This window comes from Marinobacter sp. DUT-3, assembly GCF_050379435.1.
Lineage (GTDB): Bacteria > Pseudomonadota > Gammaproteobacteria > Pseudomonadales > Oleiphilaceae > Marinobacter.
This window is the reverse complement of sequence record NZ_JBNRMG010000001.1, coordinates 418,567-433,353: the sequence shown is the minus strand read 5'-3', so window position 1 is coordinate 433,353 and position 14,787 is coordinate 418,567. Positions and strand designations below refer to the sequence as shown.

The following is a 14,787-nucleotide window of genomic DNA, read 5'->3' as shown; positions in this document are numbered from 1 at the left end:
AAGGCTATGAGCACAGTAAATGCTAACCTGACATACAACTACAAGGTGGTGCGGCAATTCGCCATCATGACGTTGGTCTGGGGCATTGTTGGCATGGGCATGGGTGTGCTGATCGCATCCCAACTTGTCTGGCCATCGATGAACCTCGACTTTTCCTGGACCCATTTTGGTCGCCTGAGACCTCTTCACACAAACCTGGTTATCTTCGGGTTTGGTGGTTCAGCACTCTTTGCTACTTCCTACTATGTCGTGCAGCGCACCTGCCAGGCACGCCTGATTTCGGACGGGATGGCCGCCTTCACGTTCTGGGGCTGGCAGGCCATCATGGTCGCCGCCATCATTACCCTGCCAATGGGTCTTACCTCAACCAAGGAGTACGCCGAGCTGGAGTGGCCGATTGATATCGCCATTGCCCTGGTCTGGGTGACCTACGCACTGGTTTTCTTCGGCACCATTACCAAACGCAGCACGCCGCACATATACGTTGCCAACTGGTTCTATGGCGGCTTTATCCTGACCGTTGCGGTTCTGCATATCGGCAACAACCTCGCACTGCCAGCTACGGCGTTCAAGTCCTACTCCGCCTATGCCGGAGTAACCGACGCCATGATGCAGTGGTGGTACGGCCACAATGCCGTAGGCTTCTTCCTGACGGCCGGCTTCCTGGGCATGATGTACTACTTTGTTCCCAAGCAGGCCAACCGGCCGGTTTACTCCTATCGCCTGTCCATCGTCCACTTCTGGGCGCTGATTGCCACTTACGTGTGGGCCGGTGGCCACCACCTGCACTACAGCGCGCTGCCTGACTGGGCGCAGACTGCTGGCATGGTAATGTCCCTGATCCTGCTGGCTCCGTCCTGGGGCGGTATGATCAACGGCATGATGACGCTGTCCGGCGCGTGGCACAAACTGCGCACCGACCCGATTCTGCGCTTCCTGGTGGTGTCACTGTCGTTCTACGGCATGTCTACCTTTGAAGGCCCGATGATGGCTATCAAGACCGTCAACGCGCTTTCTCACAACACCGACTGGACCATCGGCCACGTACACTCCGGCGCACTGGGCTGGGTTGCCATGATCAGTATCGGCGCCATCTACCACCTGATTCCCAAGCTGTGGGGAGTGCCTGCCATGTACAGCACCAGCCTGATCAACGTGCATTTCTGGCTCGCAACCGTCGGCACCGTGCTCTACATCGTTGCAATGTGGGTAAACGGCATCATGCAGGGCCTGATGTGGCGCGCAGTGAACCAGGACGGCACCCTGACATACAGCTTTGTTGAAGCGCTTGAGGCTTCCTGGCCTGGCTACCTTGTCCGCTTTATCGGCGGCGTAATCTTCCTCTCCGGCATGCTGGTCATGGCTTACAACACCTACATGACCGTTCGCCAGAAAGATGCCGTCGCACAGGACAACGCGGCAGCTCAGCCGGCGTAACGGGAGACAATCAAGATGAAACACGAAATCGTAGAGAAAAACCTTGGCCTGATGATCGTGCTGATCATCCTCACCATCAGTGGCGGTTTCCTCGCCGAAGTTGTGCCGTTGTTTTTCAGCAAGCAAACCAATGAGCCGATCGAGGGCCTTGAGCCCCTGTCCGCGCTCGAACTGGAAGGTCGCGACATCTACATCCGCGAGGGCTGCCACGTGTGCCACACCCAGCAGATCCGTCCCTTCCGGGCAGAAACCGAACGCTATGGCCACTACTCCGTGGCGGGCGAGTTCGTTTACGATCGCCCGTTCCTGTGGGGCTCCAAGCGCACCGGGCCAGATCTGGCCCGAGTCGGCGGCCGTTACTCCGATGCCTGGCAGCGCCAGCACCTGTACGATCCCCGCAGCGTTGTTCCCGAATCCAACATGCCTGCATTCCCTTGGCTGTTTGAGGATCGCGTGGACCATTCCGACACGGCAGCAAAGATGAAAACACTGCAGACACTGGGCGTGCCCTACACCGATGAGCAGATTGCCGAAGCATCTGCGGAAGTGGAAGGCAAGTTCGAAATCGAAGCGCTGGTGGCCTACCTGCAACAGCTGGGCACAGTGATTTCTGAGAAACGGTGATCCCGATGGATTTGAACGAGTTACGTGGTATTCACACCCTGCTTGTCATGGTGGCATTTCTGGGTATCGTCTGGTGGGCCTACAGCGCCCACCGCAAGAAACCGAACGACGAAGCGGCGCACCTGCCCTTCGACGATGACGAGGTGGAAAAGCGTACTCTTGAACAGGAAAAAACGGAGAAAAAGCAATGAGTACCTTCTGGAGCATCTGGATCAGTGTGATCGTGCTCGGTACTATTTTCGGATGCTGGTGGCTGCTGCTGGCAACTCGCAAGAGCCAGACCACCGACACCGAAACAGACCGGACGACAGGCCATTCCTTTGATGGCATCGAGGAGCTGGACAACCCACTGCCCAAGTGGTGGTTCTATCTCTTCATCGCAACTTGTGTCTTCTCTCTGGGTTACCTGGCGCTCTATCCTGGTCTGGGGAACTTTCAGGGCCTGCTGGGGTGGAGTTCCACCAACCAGTGGGAAGCGGAAGTTCAGCAAGCTGAGGCCCGTTACGGCGAACTGTATGCCAAGTACGGTGATACCCCGATTGTGGAGCTCGCCGACAATGATGACGCCATGAAAATGGGGCAGCGTCTGTTCGCCAACAATTGCGCGGTTTGTCACGGGTCCGCTGGCCGGGGATCCCTAGGCTTTCCCAACCTGACCGATGACGACTGGCTGCACGGTGGCGAGCCGGACAACATCCTGACCACCCTGCAGGAGGGACGCACCGGCAACATGCCTGCCAAGGGTATGATGCCCGGCATGACGTCCGAGCAGGTTGACCAGGTGGTCAACTACGTGCTGTCATTCAGTGATCGTGCAAAGGACGCCGAGGCCGCTGAAGCCGGCGAGGAAGTCTTCGCCCAGGCCTGCTCCAACTGTCATGGCAGCGACGCCAAGGGCAATTATGCGTTCGGTGCGCCCAACCTGACCGATGACACCTGGTTGTATGGCTCAACCTATGAGTGGATCAAGGAAACCGTGGTCAACGGTCGCCAGAACAAGATGCCCGCCCAGAGCGGTCGGCTCTCCGACGACCAGATCCAGATCCTGGCTGCTTACGTTTACAGCCTGTCCAACTGATTGCCTGGCCGGCCTCCGTGCCGGCCCGGTCTGCTCAACCCTGTGTCTGCCAACGCGGGCACAGGCTTGAGAAGACCCAAGCCCCTGAGGTTTCTCAGCGGCTAATTTTCATCGGGAGGTAGCGATGAGCAGTGAGATTCCGGTCAAACAGATTGACCCTTCCTCTGACCCCTCCGATAAAAATAACAAATCCGGAACCGTCGAGTTATACGCCAGTCGCAAGAAGATTTACGTCAAGGAAGTTAAAGGCTTCTTCCAGCGTATCCGTAATGTCAGCCTGCTGGTTCTGATGGGCATGTACTTCCTGTTCGTCTGGCTTACCCTGGATGGCCAGCCACTGATTCACTTCGATCTTCCCGCCAGGGAATTTCACCTCTACGGACTGACCTTCTACCCGAAAGATTTCTTTCTGTTGTCGGGTTTGCTGATCATCGCCGCTTTTGGTCTGTTCTTTATCACCACCCTGTTTGGTCGGGTGTGGTGTGGCTATACCTGCCCGCAAACCGTGTGGACTTTCATTTTCATGTGGGTGGAAGAACGCATTGAGGGCGGCAGAAACAAGCGAATGAAGCTGGACAAGTCACCCCGTTCCGCGGAAAAGGTGGTGAAAAAATCGCTGAAACACACGGCCTGGCTGTTGATTGCCCTGGCCACGGGCCTGACGTTTGTCGGCTACTTCTATCCCATCCGCGAACTGATCACCGATCTGTTTACCTTGCAGGCCAACGGCTGGGCGTATTTCTGGGTAGGCTTCTTCACCGTCGCAACCTACCTCAATGCCGGCTGGATGCGTGAGCAGGTTTGCCTGTATATGTGCCCCTACGCCCGCTTCCAGTCGGTGATGTTTGATCCGAACACCAGGGTGGTCTCTTACGATCCCAATCGCGGTGAACCCCGCGGCGGGCGCAAGAAAGGCGTGGAACCGGACGAACTCGGACTCGGGGACTGCATCGACTGCGGCCAGTGTGTCCAGGTCTGTCCCACGGGTATCGATATTCGGGACGGCCTGCAATACGAGTGCATTGGTTGCGCGCTGTGCATCGATGCCTGCGACGAAATCATGGATAAAATGGACTACCCCAGGGGGCTGATTCGCTACACCACCGAGAACGAGCTTGAGGGCAAGCCCTCCAAGCTCATGCGCCCACGCACCTTCGGTTATGGCGCGGTGCTGGCATTAATGATCGGCGCCATTGTGTTTGTCCTGGCGACTCGGGTGCCGGCAGAGCTGGACGTCCTCAAGGACCGCGGCGCGCCGTTCGGTTTCAACGGCCAGGGGCGAGTCGAGAATTCATACACCCTCAAAATCGCCAATATGACGGAGGTACCGCAAACCTTCGACATCTCCGTTTCCGGCATGGAGGGTATCCAACTATTAACAGATACCAGCGTAACGGTCGACAGTGGCGAAAACCGGGCACTGCCGACGGTCGTTGATGTAGATCCCGACGTTATTTCACAGAGCAACAACGTCATCCGGTTCCGTATCACGTCGGAAACCGATGAATCTCTGATTATCGAAACTGAAAGCCGATTTATCGGTCCTAACCGCTAGCATTCCAGCTACCCGTTAGAGACTTCCAAGAGAGACAATGAGTTATGACTGAAGACACTGTTAAACCCTGGTATCGCCAGCCGTGGTTCTGGTTCCTGACGATCTTTCCGTTGGCGTCCATCACCTATTGCGCCATTGCCATCACCATCGCCATGAACTCCGAAAATGCCATGGTGACCGATGACTATTCCAAAGAAGGTCGCGGTATCAACATGGAAATTGCCCGTGACCAGAAAGCCAGGGATATGGGCCTGCAGGCGGAATTTTCATTCGCGGAACGTGACATTAAACTGTCCCTGACAGGCAATGAACAGCGGGATTACCCATACCTGATCCTCAACCTGTTCCACCCGACCATCGCCGAGAAAGATCAGACTGTCCAGTTCACCCGCACCGGCGAGTCCACTTATCGCGCCACCCTGAACCAGAACGTCAAGGGTCGCTGGTACTTTGATCTGCGGGGGCCAGACAACGACTGGCGCCTGAAAGGGGAAACCTCCCTGCCTTCGGATAAAGCCATTCACATTGGCGCGGCAAACCGCTGATCCGTGTGAACCCCCTGCCCTGTTTCCACTGCGGCGAAGCAGCTGACGGATCGCCGCCCATCACTCTTGAGCTTGATGGCGAGACCCGTCACTTCTGTTGCCGGGGCTGCAAGGCTGTGTGTGAGACCATCCGTTCGGAAGGACTGACCGGTTTTTACCAATACCGGACCGAACCCGCCGCCACACCGAAACAACTCACCAGTAACGAACTGGACCGGATCCGGGAAGTGGACCACCCACTGGTTCAATCAGCCTTCGTGTCCGCCACCAAAGGCGGTCAGGAAGCCCAACTGCTGATAGAGGGCATCACCTGCGCCGCCTGCATCTGGCTGCTGGAAAACCACATGGCCAAACAACCCGGGGTGCTGTCATTTTCCGTGAACCACACCACCCAGCGAGCGCGGCTGGTCTGGTCTGCTGAACAGGCGAAACTGAGCGACCTGCTTGTCGCGATCCACGAACTGGGCTACCGGGCCCGGCCCTACCAGGCGGACGAGGCCGAGCAGGCTCTCAAGGCGGAGCACCGCTCCATGCTGATTCGGCTCGCGGTTGCGGGTATCGGCACCATGCAGAGCATGATGCTGGCATTCCCCCTGTATTTCGAGATGATCAACGACCTGTCTCCGGATTTCATTTCTTTTTTTCGCTGGTTCAGCCTACTGGTTGCCACGCCGGTGGTATTGTTCAGCGCCCGGCCCTTTTTCCGCAACGCCCGCAGGGACTTGCGTAGCCGGCACCTGACCATGGATGTACCCGTCGCCATTGCCATTGGCCTGGCCTACGCCGCCAGCGCCTGGGTCACCGTCATGGGTGGTGACGAAGTCTATTTCGAATCGGTGTGTATGTTTACCTTTTTCCTGTTGCTGGGCCGCTACATCGAGATGCAGGCCCGATACCGGGCAGGACTCACCGGTAATGCCCTGGCTGGCTTCCAGCCCGACGTCGCTACCCGTGTCAGTGGTGATACCACCGCCATTGTTGCCACACATGAACTGCGAACCGGAGATACCATCCGGGTGCGTCCCGGCGAAACGCTACCGGTGGACGGTCGCATCATCAGCGGTCATTCCACACTGAATGAAGCCGCCCTTACCGGTGAATACCTGCCGGAAACCCGCCGGCCTGGCGATACTGTGCATGCCGGCAGCGTTAACGGGGAGAACCCGCTGGACATCGAAGTTGCCAGCGCCGGCGCCCAGACCCGGCTCTCAGGCATTCTGCGCATTCTCGACCGCGTGCAGGCAGAGAAACCGCCGGTGGCGCGGATGGCCGATCGCATCGCCGGCACCTTTGTCAGCCGGGTACTGATCCTGACGCCGCTGGTCTGGATCGGCTGGTGGCTGGCCGGGGCCGACAATGCGTTTGATATTACCCTGTCGGTATTGGTGGTCACCTGCCCCTGTGCGCTGTCGCTGGCAACCCCGACGGCCATCACCTCGGCCACGGTCAGGCTACGCCGGCTGGGGTTCCTGCCTACCCGGGGCCACACCCTCGAATCCCTCAATGACATAGACACCGTTATTTTCGACAAGACCGGCACCCTCACCCGTGGTGAACTCAGCCTGATCGAAACACGGGTAACCGGTTCCCTGGATGAATCAACCTGCATCAGTCTCGCCACTGGCCTGGAAAAACATTCCGAGCACCCCATTGCCCGGGTATTCCAGCCGTTCGCCGGCGCTTCCGTATCCGCCGTCACCAACCACCTGGGTGGCGGGTTGTCCGGCATCCATAATGGCAAACCGGTCTATATCGGCCACAGTGAGTTTGTCAGGCAGCATACCCGGGCCACGCAACCATCCGTGCCGACCGGTCAGGGAATCGATATCTGGCTGGCTACCGATGATCAGTGGCTGGCCTGCTTTACGCTGGACGACCAGCCCCGGCCTGACGCAAGGACCACCATCGCCAGACTGAAGTCTTCGGGCATCCACACACTTCTACTCAGTGGTGACCGGTCGGGACACGTGGCGCAGATCGCCCAACAGGTGGGTGTTGATGAAGCCATTGGTCAGGCCACGCCGGAACAGAAGCTGGAAACGTTACAGAATCTTGTAGCCCAGGGCCGCAAGGTGATGATGGTAGGCGACGGATTGAACGATCTGCCTTCCATGGCTGGAGCGGGAATTTCTGTGGCCATGGGCAACGCCGCTGATCTGACGCAACTCAAGGCGGACGCCGTACTGCTCAATGGCCAGTTGATGCAACTGACCGAGGCCATGAACACCAGTCGCCTGACTCGCAGGATTATTCGTCAGAACCTGGGCTGGGCGCTGGTATACAATGTGCTGGCACTACCGCTGGCAGCGGCGGGAATGGTGCCGCCCTGGCTTGCTGCCATTGGCATGTCACTGAGCTCCCTGGTGGTGGTGCTGAACGCCCTGAGACTTGGCCGGACCGCGCCTGACAGCCATCAATCGGAGCATGCGGTTGGCGTCCCGACAACGTCCTGATACCGTAGTCAGACTACCCGGTTACCTTGAGGTTTCACCGTGCAAATAGTAATGATTCTGGTCCCCGTCATGCTGATCCTGGTGGCGCTGGGGATCGTCCTGTTCTCCTGGGCCGTCAAGAATGGCCAGTACGATGACCTGGACGGCCCGGCACACCGGATCCTGTACGATGACGACAAGGATATGATCCCGGATGACGCCAGGCAGGCCAGTGAACGGAAGGTTGCTGACACGGACAAGGCCGAAGACGAGAAAAAAGACCGTTGATGAGCGAAGGCCTGTATCTGAGTTACCCCAGCGCCTTTCTGATCGGCTTGCTGGGCAGCACCCATTGCCTGGGTATGTGTGGCGGCATCAGCGCATCGCTGTCCATGGCCCTGCCGGTCGGCAAGGGCTTTCGCATACGTCAGACCTTGATGTTACTGGCCTTCAATGGCGGGCGTATTGCCAGCTATACGATGATCGCAGCCCTGGTTGCACTGCTGAGCACCAGCGCCGCCGCACAATGGGCCCAGCTCGCGCCGGTACTGAGAACCATCGCCGGTATGCTATTGATTCTGATGGGCCTGTCCATGGGGCAGTGGTGGCAGGGTATTCGTTATATCGAACGGGCGGGAGCACCGATATGGAAACGGATATCTCCCCTGACCCGCCGCTTCCTTCCCGTTCAGCATGCCTGGCAGGCCCTTGCCCTGGGTGGGTTGTGGGGGTGGCTGCCCTGCGGCCTGGTCTATAGCACCCTGGGCTGGGCCGCACTGCAACCCTCCGTTGGCAGTGCCGCCGCTACCATGGCATTTTTTGGCCTCGGCACCCTACCCTCCATGCTGGCGACCGGATACGCAGCCACCTGGATACGAAAACTTCAGGGCCAGAAACAGGTTCGCCAGCTCACCGGCGTGTTATTGATTGGTTTCGGAATCTGGACACTGCCCCTCGGTATGGTTATACACGGGGGGCATGGCGGGTAAGGAAGGGAAACGGGTTCCGGATTCAGATATTAAGCACGTCCAGCCGGCCAAAGTCTTCCGGCTCAGGCTCTACGGAACCAACGGCCGGAGCGGCCTGCGCGTTCAGCCGCTTGCCTTCACGGAAATCGTACAAAGAGTTATCCGCCAGATGCGACGGCTCCACGTTGCACATGGCCCGGAACATGGTTTCCAGCCGGCCCGGGTGCTGCTTGTCCCAGGTCTGGAACATTTCCTTGATCACCTGGCGCTGCAGGTTTTCCTGGGAACCACACAGATTGCAGGGAATGATCGGAAATTCCCGCAATGCCGCGTAGCGGGCAATATCCTTTTCGCGACTGAATGCCAGCGGGCGGATGACGGTATTTCTGCCATCATCGCTGTGCAGTACCGGCGGCATCGACTTAAGCTTGCCGCCATAGAACATGTTCAGGAACAGGGTTTCCAGAAGGTCATCCCGGTGATGCCCCAGCGCGATCTTGGTGACACCGTGCTCTTCCGCAAAATTATAGAGAATTCCACGACGTAGACGGGAACAAAGTCCGCAGGTGGTCTTCCCTTCCGGCACTTTTTCCTTAACAATACTGTACGTGTCCTTTTCGATGATGTGGTACTCGATACCCATGGATTGCAGGTATCCAGGCAACACCTCTTCCGGGAAACCCGGCTGTTTCTGGTCAAGGTTGACTGCAATCAGCTCAAAGGAGACCGGCGCGCTTTTCTGCAGGTTCATCAGGATATCCAGCATGGCATAGGAATCCTTGCCGCCGCTCAGGCAGCACATAACCTTGTCACCGGCTTCAATCATCGAAAATTCTGCAATGGCCTGCCCGACTTCACGGCGCAGACGCTTCTGCAGTTTGTTAAGTTCCAGTTTGTTCCTGCGATCCGCCTCGGACGACAGGGTTTGATCTGGGTTGGCAGTCATTGCATCGGACATAAAACACTACGTTCACTGGATTGGTGGGCTCAGGATTATACGCGTGTGAAACACTCAGGGACAGGATACCGACATGGATATGTTACAGAGCAGGGATGAAGCCGTTGGCAAACGGGAAACCAACCGGATCCGCAACCGCAGCGCCATCCTGCTGGCGGCCCGGGAATGCTTTCGGGAAAAGGGGTACGATAACTCCACCATCCGCGACATCGTGCGCCGGACCGGCCTGGCGGCGGGTACGTTCTATAACTACTTCTCCAGCAAGCAGGACATTTTTGCCGCCCTGCTGAACGACTTTCTCAACCACCTCAACGCCAACCTGACCGGTTTACGGCAAACGCCCGGCACCACGGAAGACTTTATCCATTCGGCCTATCTCGCCCTGTTCCGTGCCACTGCGACTGATCCACTGGTCTATGAACTGGCACACCGTAACGATCACGCCATCCGGGATCTGTTCGGGTCGGATCTTCTGGGGCTGGCGATGCTGTCTCTGGAGGAAGACGTTCAGCGGGCCGTCGAGAAAGACCTGCTGCCTGACGTGGATCAGGACTACCTTTGCGCGGTGTTTTCCGGCGTTGCCTACGAAATGAGCCTGCGCGTTGCGGAACGCGCCCTCCAGACGCCGGACAAGGGGGAGCGGGAAGCCCACCAGGCCGCACACTTTGCCTCCACACTGTTTCTTGGCGGGCTGACTCGCTTGGCCAAGCTTTCCTAACGTTGCCCGGTCCCCTAACATGGAGCCATGAACGAATCATCCCCGACCAACACCCCAAAGGCCGACAGGCCAGTACCATCGAAGTCCGACAAGGAGGCGGTGCTCGACCTGCAGATCCAGCACATGCTGATTGCGGTTGAGCACGAGCTACGCCAACACCCTGCGGGCATGAATGAGCTGACACTGATCAAACGCCTCCAGGGCTCGCCCTGGGAGCTGATCGGCGACGTCTCATTCAGTGAACCGGAGCAACTCTACCCGGTCCACTTCCTGCTGTTTCACACCCTGTACCGGTTGCGGGATCAACTTGCCGAATCGAGAGAAACCATCACCATTTCACCCATGCACCTGCGGCTCTACGAGAATCCGGTTGTTTCCGGCTCCGGTGTCGCCGGAGAAGTCGATGCCCTAAGAACCTTTTACCTGGACCTGACCCAGTACCGGATGTCCGGGGACAGCATCCAGAAAATGATGAACGACTTCTGGAACGGACATTACCCGCAGCGTCCTCCACACCAGGAAGCCCTGAACGCCGCCGAGGTCCTGGGCTTTGACTGCCTTCCGGACAGCTTCGGCAAGGTCAAACACCGGTTCCGCCGCGCCGTCATGCAGGCCCACCCGGATCGGGGTGGCGATACCGAAAGCATTCAGAGCCTGAACCAGGCCTTTGCGACACTTAAAGCCCACTTTCAATAAATAGCCAGACTGAGGATTAACGAATGGTCAAAACAACCACACGTTTTGTCTGTGGATTACTGTTTATCAGCGTCGCCATCGGCGCCAGGGCCGATCTTGTGGTTCTCCAGTACCACCACGTCAGCGATGCCACTCCGCCTGCAACGAGTACCTCCGTCTCGCTGTTCGAGGAACAGCTGGAGATGATTGAAAGACTGGAGCTGGATGTGGTCGACCTGCAGAAAGGCACCGAAGCCGCGCTCGGCGGTGAGCTGGACGGCAGCAAACAGGTCGCGATTACCTTTGACGACGCCTACGATTCCGTCTACACAGCTGCGGCTCCCATGCTGGAAGACAGAGGCTATCCCTACACAGTCTTCGTCAACACCGACGCAGTCGGGGGCCGCGGATACATGAGCTGGGATCAACTGAAAGAGCTCGAAAGCAAAGCCTCCGTCACCATCGCGAACCACAGCCACGATCACGGACACCTGGCAAAGCGACCCGATGAGAGCCAGTCAGGCTGGGAGCAAAGAGTGGAAAGCAGTTTGGACCAGGCTCAGTCGATCCTGAAGGAGAAACTTGGCACCGATGTTCCCATGTTTGCGTATCCCTATGGCGAGTTCGATGCCGGGCTTGAGGAAAAGCTGGCGGAAAGAGAATGGATCGGTTTTGGCCAGCAGTCCGGCGCGGTGGGGGAAACCTCCAGTATTACCCGCTTGCCACGATTCCCCATGGCTAATGCCTATGGCCAGCTTAACAGCCTGAAGAACAAGCTCCTCAGCAAGGCGCTACCGGTGGATGCCAGCACCTTGCCGGCGGGTATTGTCACCGACAACCCGCCAACCCTGGAATTGACGCTCCCCGATCACATCAGCGTAAACCGACTGACCTGCTTCGCATCTGGCCAGGGTCGTATCGACGTCAACCCCAGCGGCCCGGGTATCGTCAGAGTGCGAGCTCCGGACGCGTTCAACAGCCGGCGCTTCCGTTACAACTGCACTCACCCAACCGATGACGGCAGCTATTACTGGCTGTCTCAGCAATGGCTGGATCTGAGTAAACCGGAAGACTAAAGCTAACGCTCCCGGATCTCAGCCAGCCCAAGCTCACCCAGCCGGCTGTGTTCGATGGCACGGGGCCCCCGCTTATCTTCGATAACGGTTTGGCCCCTCAGGTCCTCGTCCCGGGTAAAGATCACCATCCAGCGCTCACCGTGCCCGGGAAACACCGGAATAAAAGATTCCAGGTAACCACGGCGGTGCCAGGTTTCCGGGACATAGTCCGCCACCAGGTCGGTCACGATTCTCACCGGCTTCATGGCCACATCCAGGAAAGCCACGGACGGCACAAACATCCCCTCCCTCGCGAATGATCGCAGGCGCATGATGAAATCCCGCCTGCCGGCTCCCGCCGGAATCCGAACCAGTCGATAGTGGCTGTGCCCGGTGATGAATGAATGGGCCGGGGAACTGTCATCGACAGTCAGACCAAACTCACGATCACTGTGCCAATCCTCGACATCGCCCCGGCCGAAAGCCTCACAACAGTTCTCCGCCCAACGCTCCAGGAAGCTGTCTCCGGCAGCCTCAACACCGAGAATAGCAAAGGCATCCGGGTCGCCCCCCTCCCGCTCCACAACGGGATCTGGAGAGTCGCTGCGTTGGTAGATACTGGCGGGCGTCAGTTGCACCGGCGGTTTGATGCGCCCTTTTTCCACATCGGACCGGGTATCCGGCTGGTAATAGCTGGTGCGGATATTGCCATCAGCGTCCTGCCAGGTGAAATAAGGCTGGGGTTCCCCAGGGCGAACATAGCCCCGTCGCTCCAGTTCGTTTCCGTCTGGATAGTTCTCCAGATTGAACTCGGCGTCCTCGTCGGAAGCGGATGGGCTGGGGTGTCCTGGATCCGGGCGAGGATCCTCGGTTTCAGGTTCTGGCTCACGAATGATCCGCGAATGCTGAACCCTGCCCTGATCGTCCACCCAGGTGAAATAGCCCTCCCGGGAAGACGATGTGCCGCCACTGCCCTGGCAACCGGCCAACAGGACCACCGCCAGGGTGAGCGAGGCTATATGGGCACCCCGATGCAGGGGTCGGCTGTTCGACATAACGGCTGATCACCTGAACGACGCCACCGATTCCCGGTTTGCGTCAGAATTTGGTCCGGAAACTGAGCCCCGCCATAACCACTCGCAGGGAGGTTTTCACATCCAGCCCGGCGTACGGGTTGTAGATGATATTGGTTATATTGTCACAGTTGACGTTGCAACTGGTATCCGCCGGAATGGTTTCGACGGAGTGGAGGTAACTCAGGTTCATATCGATTTCGGTGTCCTTGTCCCACTGATACCCCATGCCGATGCTGTACAGGTTGGCGCCCCCGAACGGGGCCATGATGGATCGCTGATCATCCGGAATCACCGAATCACGGATCTCCACCCCGGCCCTCAGGTCCAGTCGGGATGAGGCGTGGAACTCTACCCCGAACGCCCAGTTCCACTGGTCGGTGAAGCCCAGGGGCAACCGCAGGGTATCCGGTGTGGCGTTGTCCGGAGACAGGATACGCGCCGCATTGAGAAATTCCAGGTTGCGGTCAAAGCGGAACAGGAACGCATCCCACTGCTTGTAGTCGGTCCAGCCCACATCCACATTCACAGTCAGTTTCGGGTGGACATCCACGCTGACGCCGGTCTGGAAATGCTGCGGATACACCAGGTCCATGCTGACGTTACCGGCCTCACGGGGGGCGCCGGAAGGCAAACTGAGAATGGCGGAGGAAATCGCGCCCAGTACCGAGCCGTTCACACTCTGCCAGAAGCCGGACCAGTCATCGGTGTACTCGATCTCGAAGGTACCCTTGAGGTTCATATCCGCTTCGGACGTATAGCTCGCGCCCCAGCTGAACCAGTCCGTCGGCTCCCACATCACCCCGAGGGAATAGGTGGGAGACAGGGTTTCCTGAACATCGATGCTCAAGGCGCCAATATCGTCCCAGGGGCCCACATTACCGCCGCATAACGCCAGCCATGGTTGTAGTGGTTCGTCACCACTCTCACAGTTAAAGGCGTCCTGGAGCACTTCCGCCACCCCCAGCAGCATATTGGGCGCCCGCATGTACTGGTCTGCGGCTATCCCCATGTGGGACAGGTGAATACCGGCACCCACGGACCACTCGTCATTGATCTCATAACCAATGGTGGGGGCCAGGTAAGTGGTCCTTTGCAGCGCTGTCGCCTGGGGCTGATAGCGGCCCGGATCGTCCTTGTCCCGGTAAAAACCGGCCGCCAGCGGCAGATAAAATGCGTTGGCGAAAGTCAGCTTGGAGCCCGGCGGATTAATGCTGATGCCCGCCGATGGCGCGATAGCCGGGCCCGGAGGCGCGCGCAGAATGCCATACCCCGGCAGGTACAACGCCACATTATTGGTGTGACTGTGGCTATTGGCGACCGGGTCCCGTTGTTCACCAGTGAGCGGATCGGTCTCCAGGCCATCAATACCGAATATTTCATAGCCATCCGGGGCATGGAAATCGGCATCGACATCGAGGTAAACACTCATCAGGTTTACTTCAAGCTGGCGTCCGTCCAGCTTGGTCAGACCCGCCGGATTGTAATGAATCGCCATAATTCCGGGCGGATCTGCCGTAACTGCGTTCCCCAGCGCCAGGGCCTTGGGGTGAATCGTCAGGTTCTGCGCGAGCTGGGCCTCGGCACCACACGAGATGGTCGCGGCGATCACCGCCCCGAGAATCTTCTTGTTGTGGCTGGTCATTCCCATGGAATCTTCCCTTCCCGT

Annotated in this window: 15 protein-coding genes; 12 read left to right on the top strand and 3 right to left on the bottom strand. The window is 58.3% G+C overall.

Annotated features, from left to right (window positions below; all coding sequences use genetic code 11):
• Positions 1-6: 6 nt before the first annotated feature.
• The 9 genes from ccoN (at position 7) to ACQUWM_RS01935 (ending at position 8,660) form a co-directional block, all read left to right on the top strand.
• Positions 7-1,437, top strand: coding sequence for a cytochrome-c oxidase, cbb3-type subunit I (ccoN, locus tag ACQUWM_RS01975; RefSeq protein ID WP_407000222.1), 1,431 nt, complete (start codon positions 7-9; stop codon positions 1,435-1,437).
• 15 nt (positions 1,438-1,452) lie between these two features.
• Positions 1,453-2,061 (top strand): cytochrome-c oxidase, cbb3-type subunit II, encoded by a 609-nt coding sequence (ccoO, locus tag ACQUWM_RS01970; protein ID WP_407000220.1) that lies wholly within the window; start codon positions 1,453-1,455, stop codon positions 2,059-2,061.
• A gap of 5 nt (positions 2,062-2,066) precedes the next feature.
• Positions 2,067-2,252, top strand: coding sequence for a cbb3-type cytochrome oxidase subunit 3 (locus ACQUWM_RS01965; RefSeq protein WP_407000218.1), 186 nt, complete (start codon positions 2,067-2,069; stop codon positions 2,250-2,252).
• Positions 2,249-3,139: a cytochrome-c oxidase, cbb3-type subunit III gene (gene ccoP, locus ACQUWM_RS01960; protein ID WP_428921012.1), complete on the top strand. Its 891-nt coding sequence runs from the start codon at positions 2,249-2,251 to the stop codon at positions 3,137-3,139. Before ACQUWM_RS01965 ends, ccoP begins: the two co-directional genes overlap by 4 nt.
• A gap of 124 nt (positions 3,140-3,263) precedes the next feature.
• Complete coding sequence (gene ccoG / locus ACQUWM_RS01955) at positions 3,264-4,694, top strand: cytochrome c oxidase accessory protein CcoG (RefSeq protein WP_428921011.1); 1,431 nt, start codon at positions 3,264-3,266, stop codon at positions 4,692-4,694.
• 44 nt (positions 4,695-4,738) lie between these two features.
• The gene (locus ACQUWM_RS01950; RefSeq protein WP_407000212.1) at positions 4,739-5,239 is read left to right on the top strand and encodes a FixH family protein; all 501 of its coding nucleotides are present in this window, start codon (positions 4,739-4,741) and stop codon (positions 5,237-5,239) included.
• Between the two features lie 5 nt (positions 5,240-5,244).
• Positions 5,245-7,692: a heavy metal translocating P-type ATPase gene (locus tag ACQUWM_RS01945; protein WP_428921010.1), complete on the top strand. Its 2,448-nt coding sequence runs from the start codon at positions 5,245-5,247 to the stop codon at positions 7,690-7,692.
• A 51-nt stretch (positions 7,693-7,743) separates the two neighbouring features.
• On the top strand, positions 7,744-7,959 hold the full coding sequence (gene ccoS / locus ACQUWM_RS01940; protein WP_407000208.1) for a cbb3-type cytochrome oxidase assembly protein CcoS: 216 nt from the start codon (positions 7,744-7,746) through the stop codon (positions 7,957-7,959).
• Positions 7,959-8,660: a sulfite exporter TauE/SafE family protein gene (locus ACQUWM_RS01935; protein WP_428921009.1), complete on the top strand. Its 702-nt coding sequence runs from the start codon at positions 7,959-7,961 to the stop codon at positions 8,658-8,660. The genes ccoS and ACQUWM_RS01935 overlap by 1 nt, the downstream gene beginning before the upstream one ends.
• Before the next feature lie 22 nt (positions 8,661-8,682).
• On the opposite strand, the gene ttcA is transcribed toward ACQUWM_RS01935, so the two are convergent.
• The gene (gene ttcA / locus ACQUWM_RS01930) at positions 8,683-9,597 is read right to left on the bottom strand and encodes a tRNA 2-thiocytidine(32) synthetase TtcA (protein WP_428921008.1); all 915 of its coding nucleotides are present in this window, start codon (positions 9,595-9,597) and stop codon (positions 8,683-8,685) included.
• A 73-nt stretch (positions 9,598-9,670) separates the two neighbouring features.
• Here ttcA and ACQUWM_RS01925 point away from each other — a divergent pair, with 73 nt between their 5' ends.
• The 3 genes from ACQUWM_RS01925 to ACQUWM_RS01915 are packed head-to-tail and all read left to right on the top strand — an operon-like array spanning position 9,671 to position 12,066.
• Positions 9,671-10,315 carry a TetR/AcrR family transcriptional regulator gene (locus ACQUWM_RS01925; protein WP_407000201.1) on the top strand — a complete coding sequence of 215 codons (645 nt, stop codon included), beginning with the start codon at positions 9,671-9,673 and terminating at the stop codon, positions 10,313-10,315.
• Between the two features lie 27 nt (positions 10,316-10,342).
• On the top strand, positions 10,343-11,011 hold the full coding sequence (locus tag ACQUWM_RS01920) for a DNA-J related domain-containing protein (RefSeq protein WP_428921007.1): 669 nt from the start codon (positions 10,343-10,345) through the stop codon (positions 11,009-11,011).
• Positions 11,012-11,034: 23 nt separating this feature from the next.
• Entirely contained in the window at positions 11,035-12,066 is a 1,032-nt protein-coding gene (locus tag ACQUWM_RS01915; RefSeq protein ID WP_428921006.1) for a polysaccharide deacetylase family protein, read from the top strand.
• Positions 12,067-12,068: 2 nt separating this feature from the next.
• Here the strand turns inward: ACQUWM_RS01915 and ACQUWM_RS01910 are convergent, their stop codons facing one another.
• Together ACQUWM_RS01910 and ACQUWM_RS01905 are read right to left on the bottom strand one after the other, a co-directional pair.
• Entirely contained in the window at positions 12,069-13,100 is a 1,032-nt protein-coding gene (locus ACQUWM_RS01910) for a MalM family protein (protein ID WP_428921005.1), read from the bottom strand.
• Between the two features lie 43 nt (positions 13,101-13,143).
• Entirely contained in the window at positions 13,144-14,769 is a 1,626-nt protein-coding gene (locus tag ACQUWM_RS01905; protein WP_407000193.1) for an OmpP1/FadL family transporter, read from the bottom strand.
• Positions 14,770-14,787: the final 18 nt, after the last annotated feature.

Coding starts and splice junctions, on each gene's coding strand:
- ACQUWM_RS01920 (WP_428921007.1), top strand. CDS start 10,343: ATGAACGAATCATCCCCGACCAACACCCCAAAGGCCGACAGGCCAGTA.
- ccoO (WP_407000220.1), top strand. CDS start 1,453: ATGAAACACGAAATCGTAGAGAAAAACCTTGGCCTGATGATCGTGCTG.
- ACQUWM_RS01950 (WP_407000212.1), top strand. CDS start 4,739: ATGACTGAAGACACTGTTAAACCCTGGTATCGCCAGCCGTGGTTCTGG.
- ACQUWM_RS01925 (WP_407000201.1), top strand. CDS start 9,671: ATGGATATGTTACAGAGCAGGGATGAAGCCGTTGGCAAACGGGAAACC.
- ccoG (WP_428921011.1), top strand. CDS start 3,264: ATGAGCAGTGAGATTCCGGTCAAACAGATTGACCCTTCCTCTGACCCC.
- ccoS (WP_407000208.1), top strand. CDS start 7,744: ATGATTCTGGTCCCCGTCATGCTGATCCTGGTGGCGCTGGGGATCGTC.
- ACQUWM_RS01935 (WP_428921009.1), top strand. CDS start 7,959: ATGAGCGAAGGCCTGTATCTGAGTTACCCCAGCGCCTTTCTGATCGGC.
- ACQUWM_RS01915 (WP_428921006.1), top strand. CDS start 11,035: ATGGTCAAAACAACCACACGTTTTGTCTGTGGATTACTGTTTATCAGC.
- ccoN (WP_407000222.1), top strand. CDS start 7: ATGAGCACAGTAAATGCTAACCTGACATACAACTACAAGGTGGTGCGG.
- ccoP (WP_428921012.1), top strand. CDS start 2,249: ATGAGTACCTTCTGGAGCATCTGGATCAGTGTGATCGTGCTCGGTACT.
- ACQUWM_RS01905 (WP_407000193.1), bottom strand. CDS start 14,769: ATGGGAATGACCAGCCACAACAAGAAGATTCTCGGGGCGGTGATCGCC.
- ACQUWM_RS01910 (WP_428921005.1), bottom strand. CDS start 13,100: ATGTCGAACAGCCGACCCCTGCATCGGGGTGCCCATATAGCCTCGCTC.
- ACQUWM_RS01965 (WP_407000218.1), top strand. CDS start 2,067: ATGGATTTGAACGAGTTACGTGGTATTCACACCCTGCTTGTCATGGTG.
- ttcA (WP_428921008.1), bottom strand. CDS start 9,597: ATGTCCGATGCAATGACTGCCAACCCAGATCAAACCCTGTCGTCCGAG.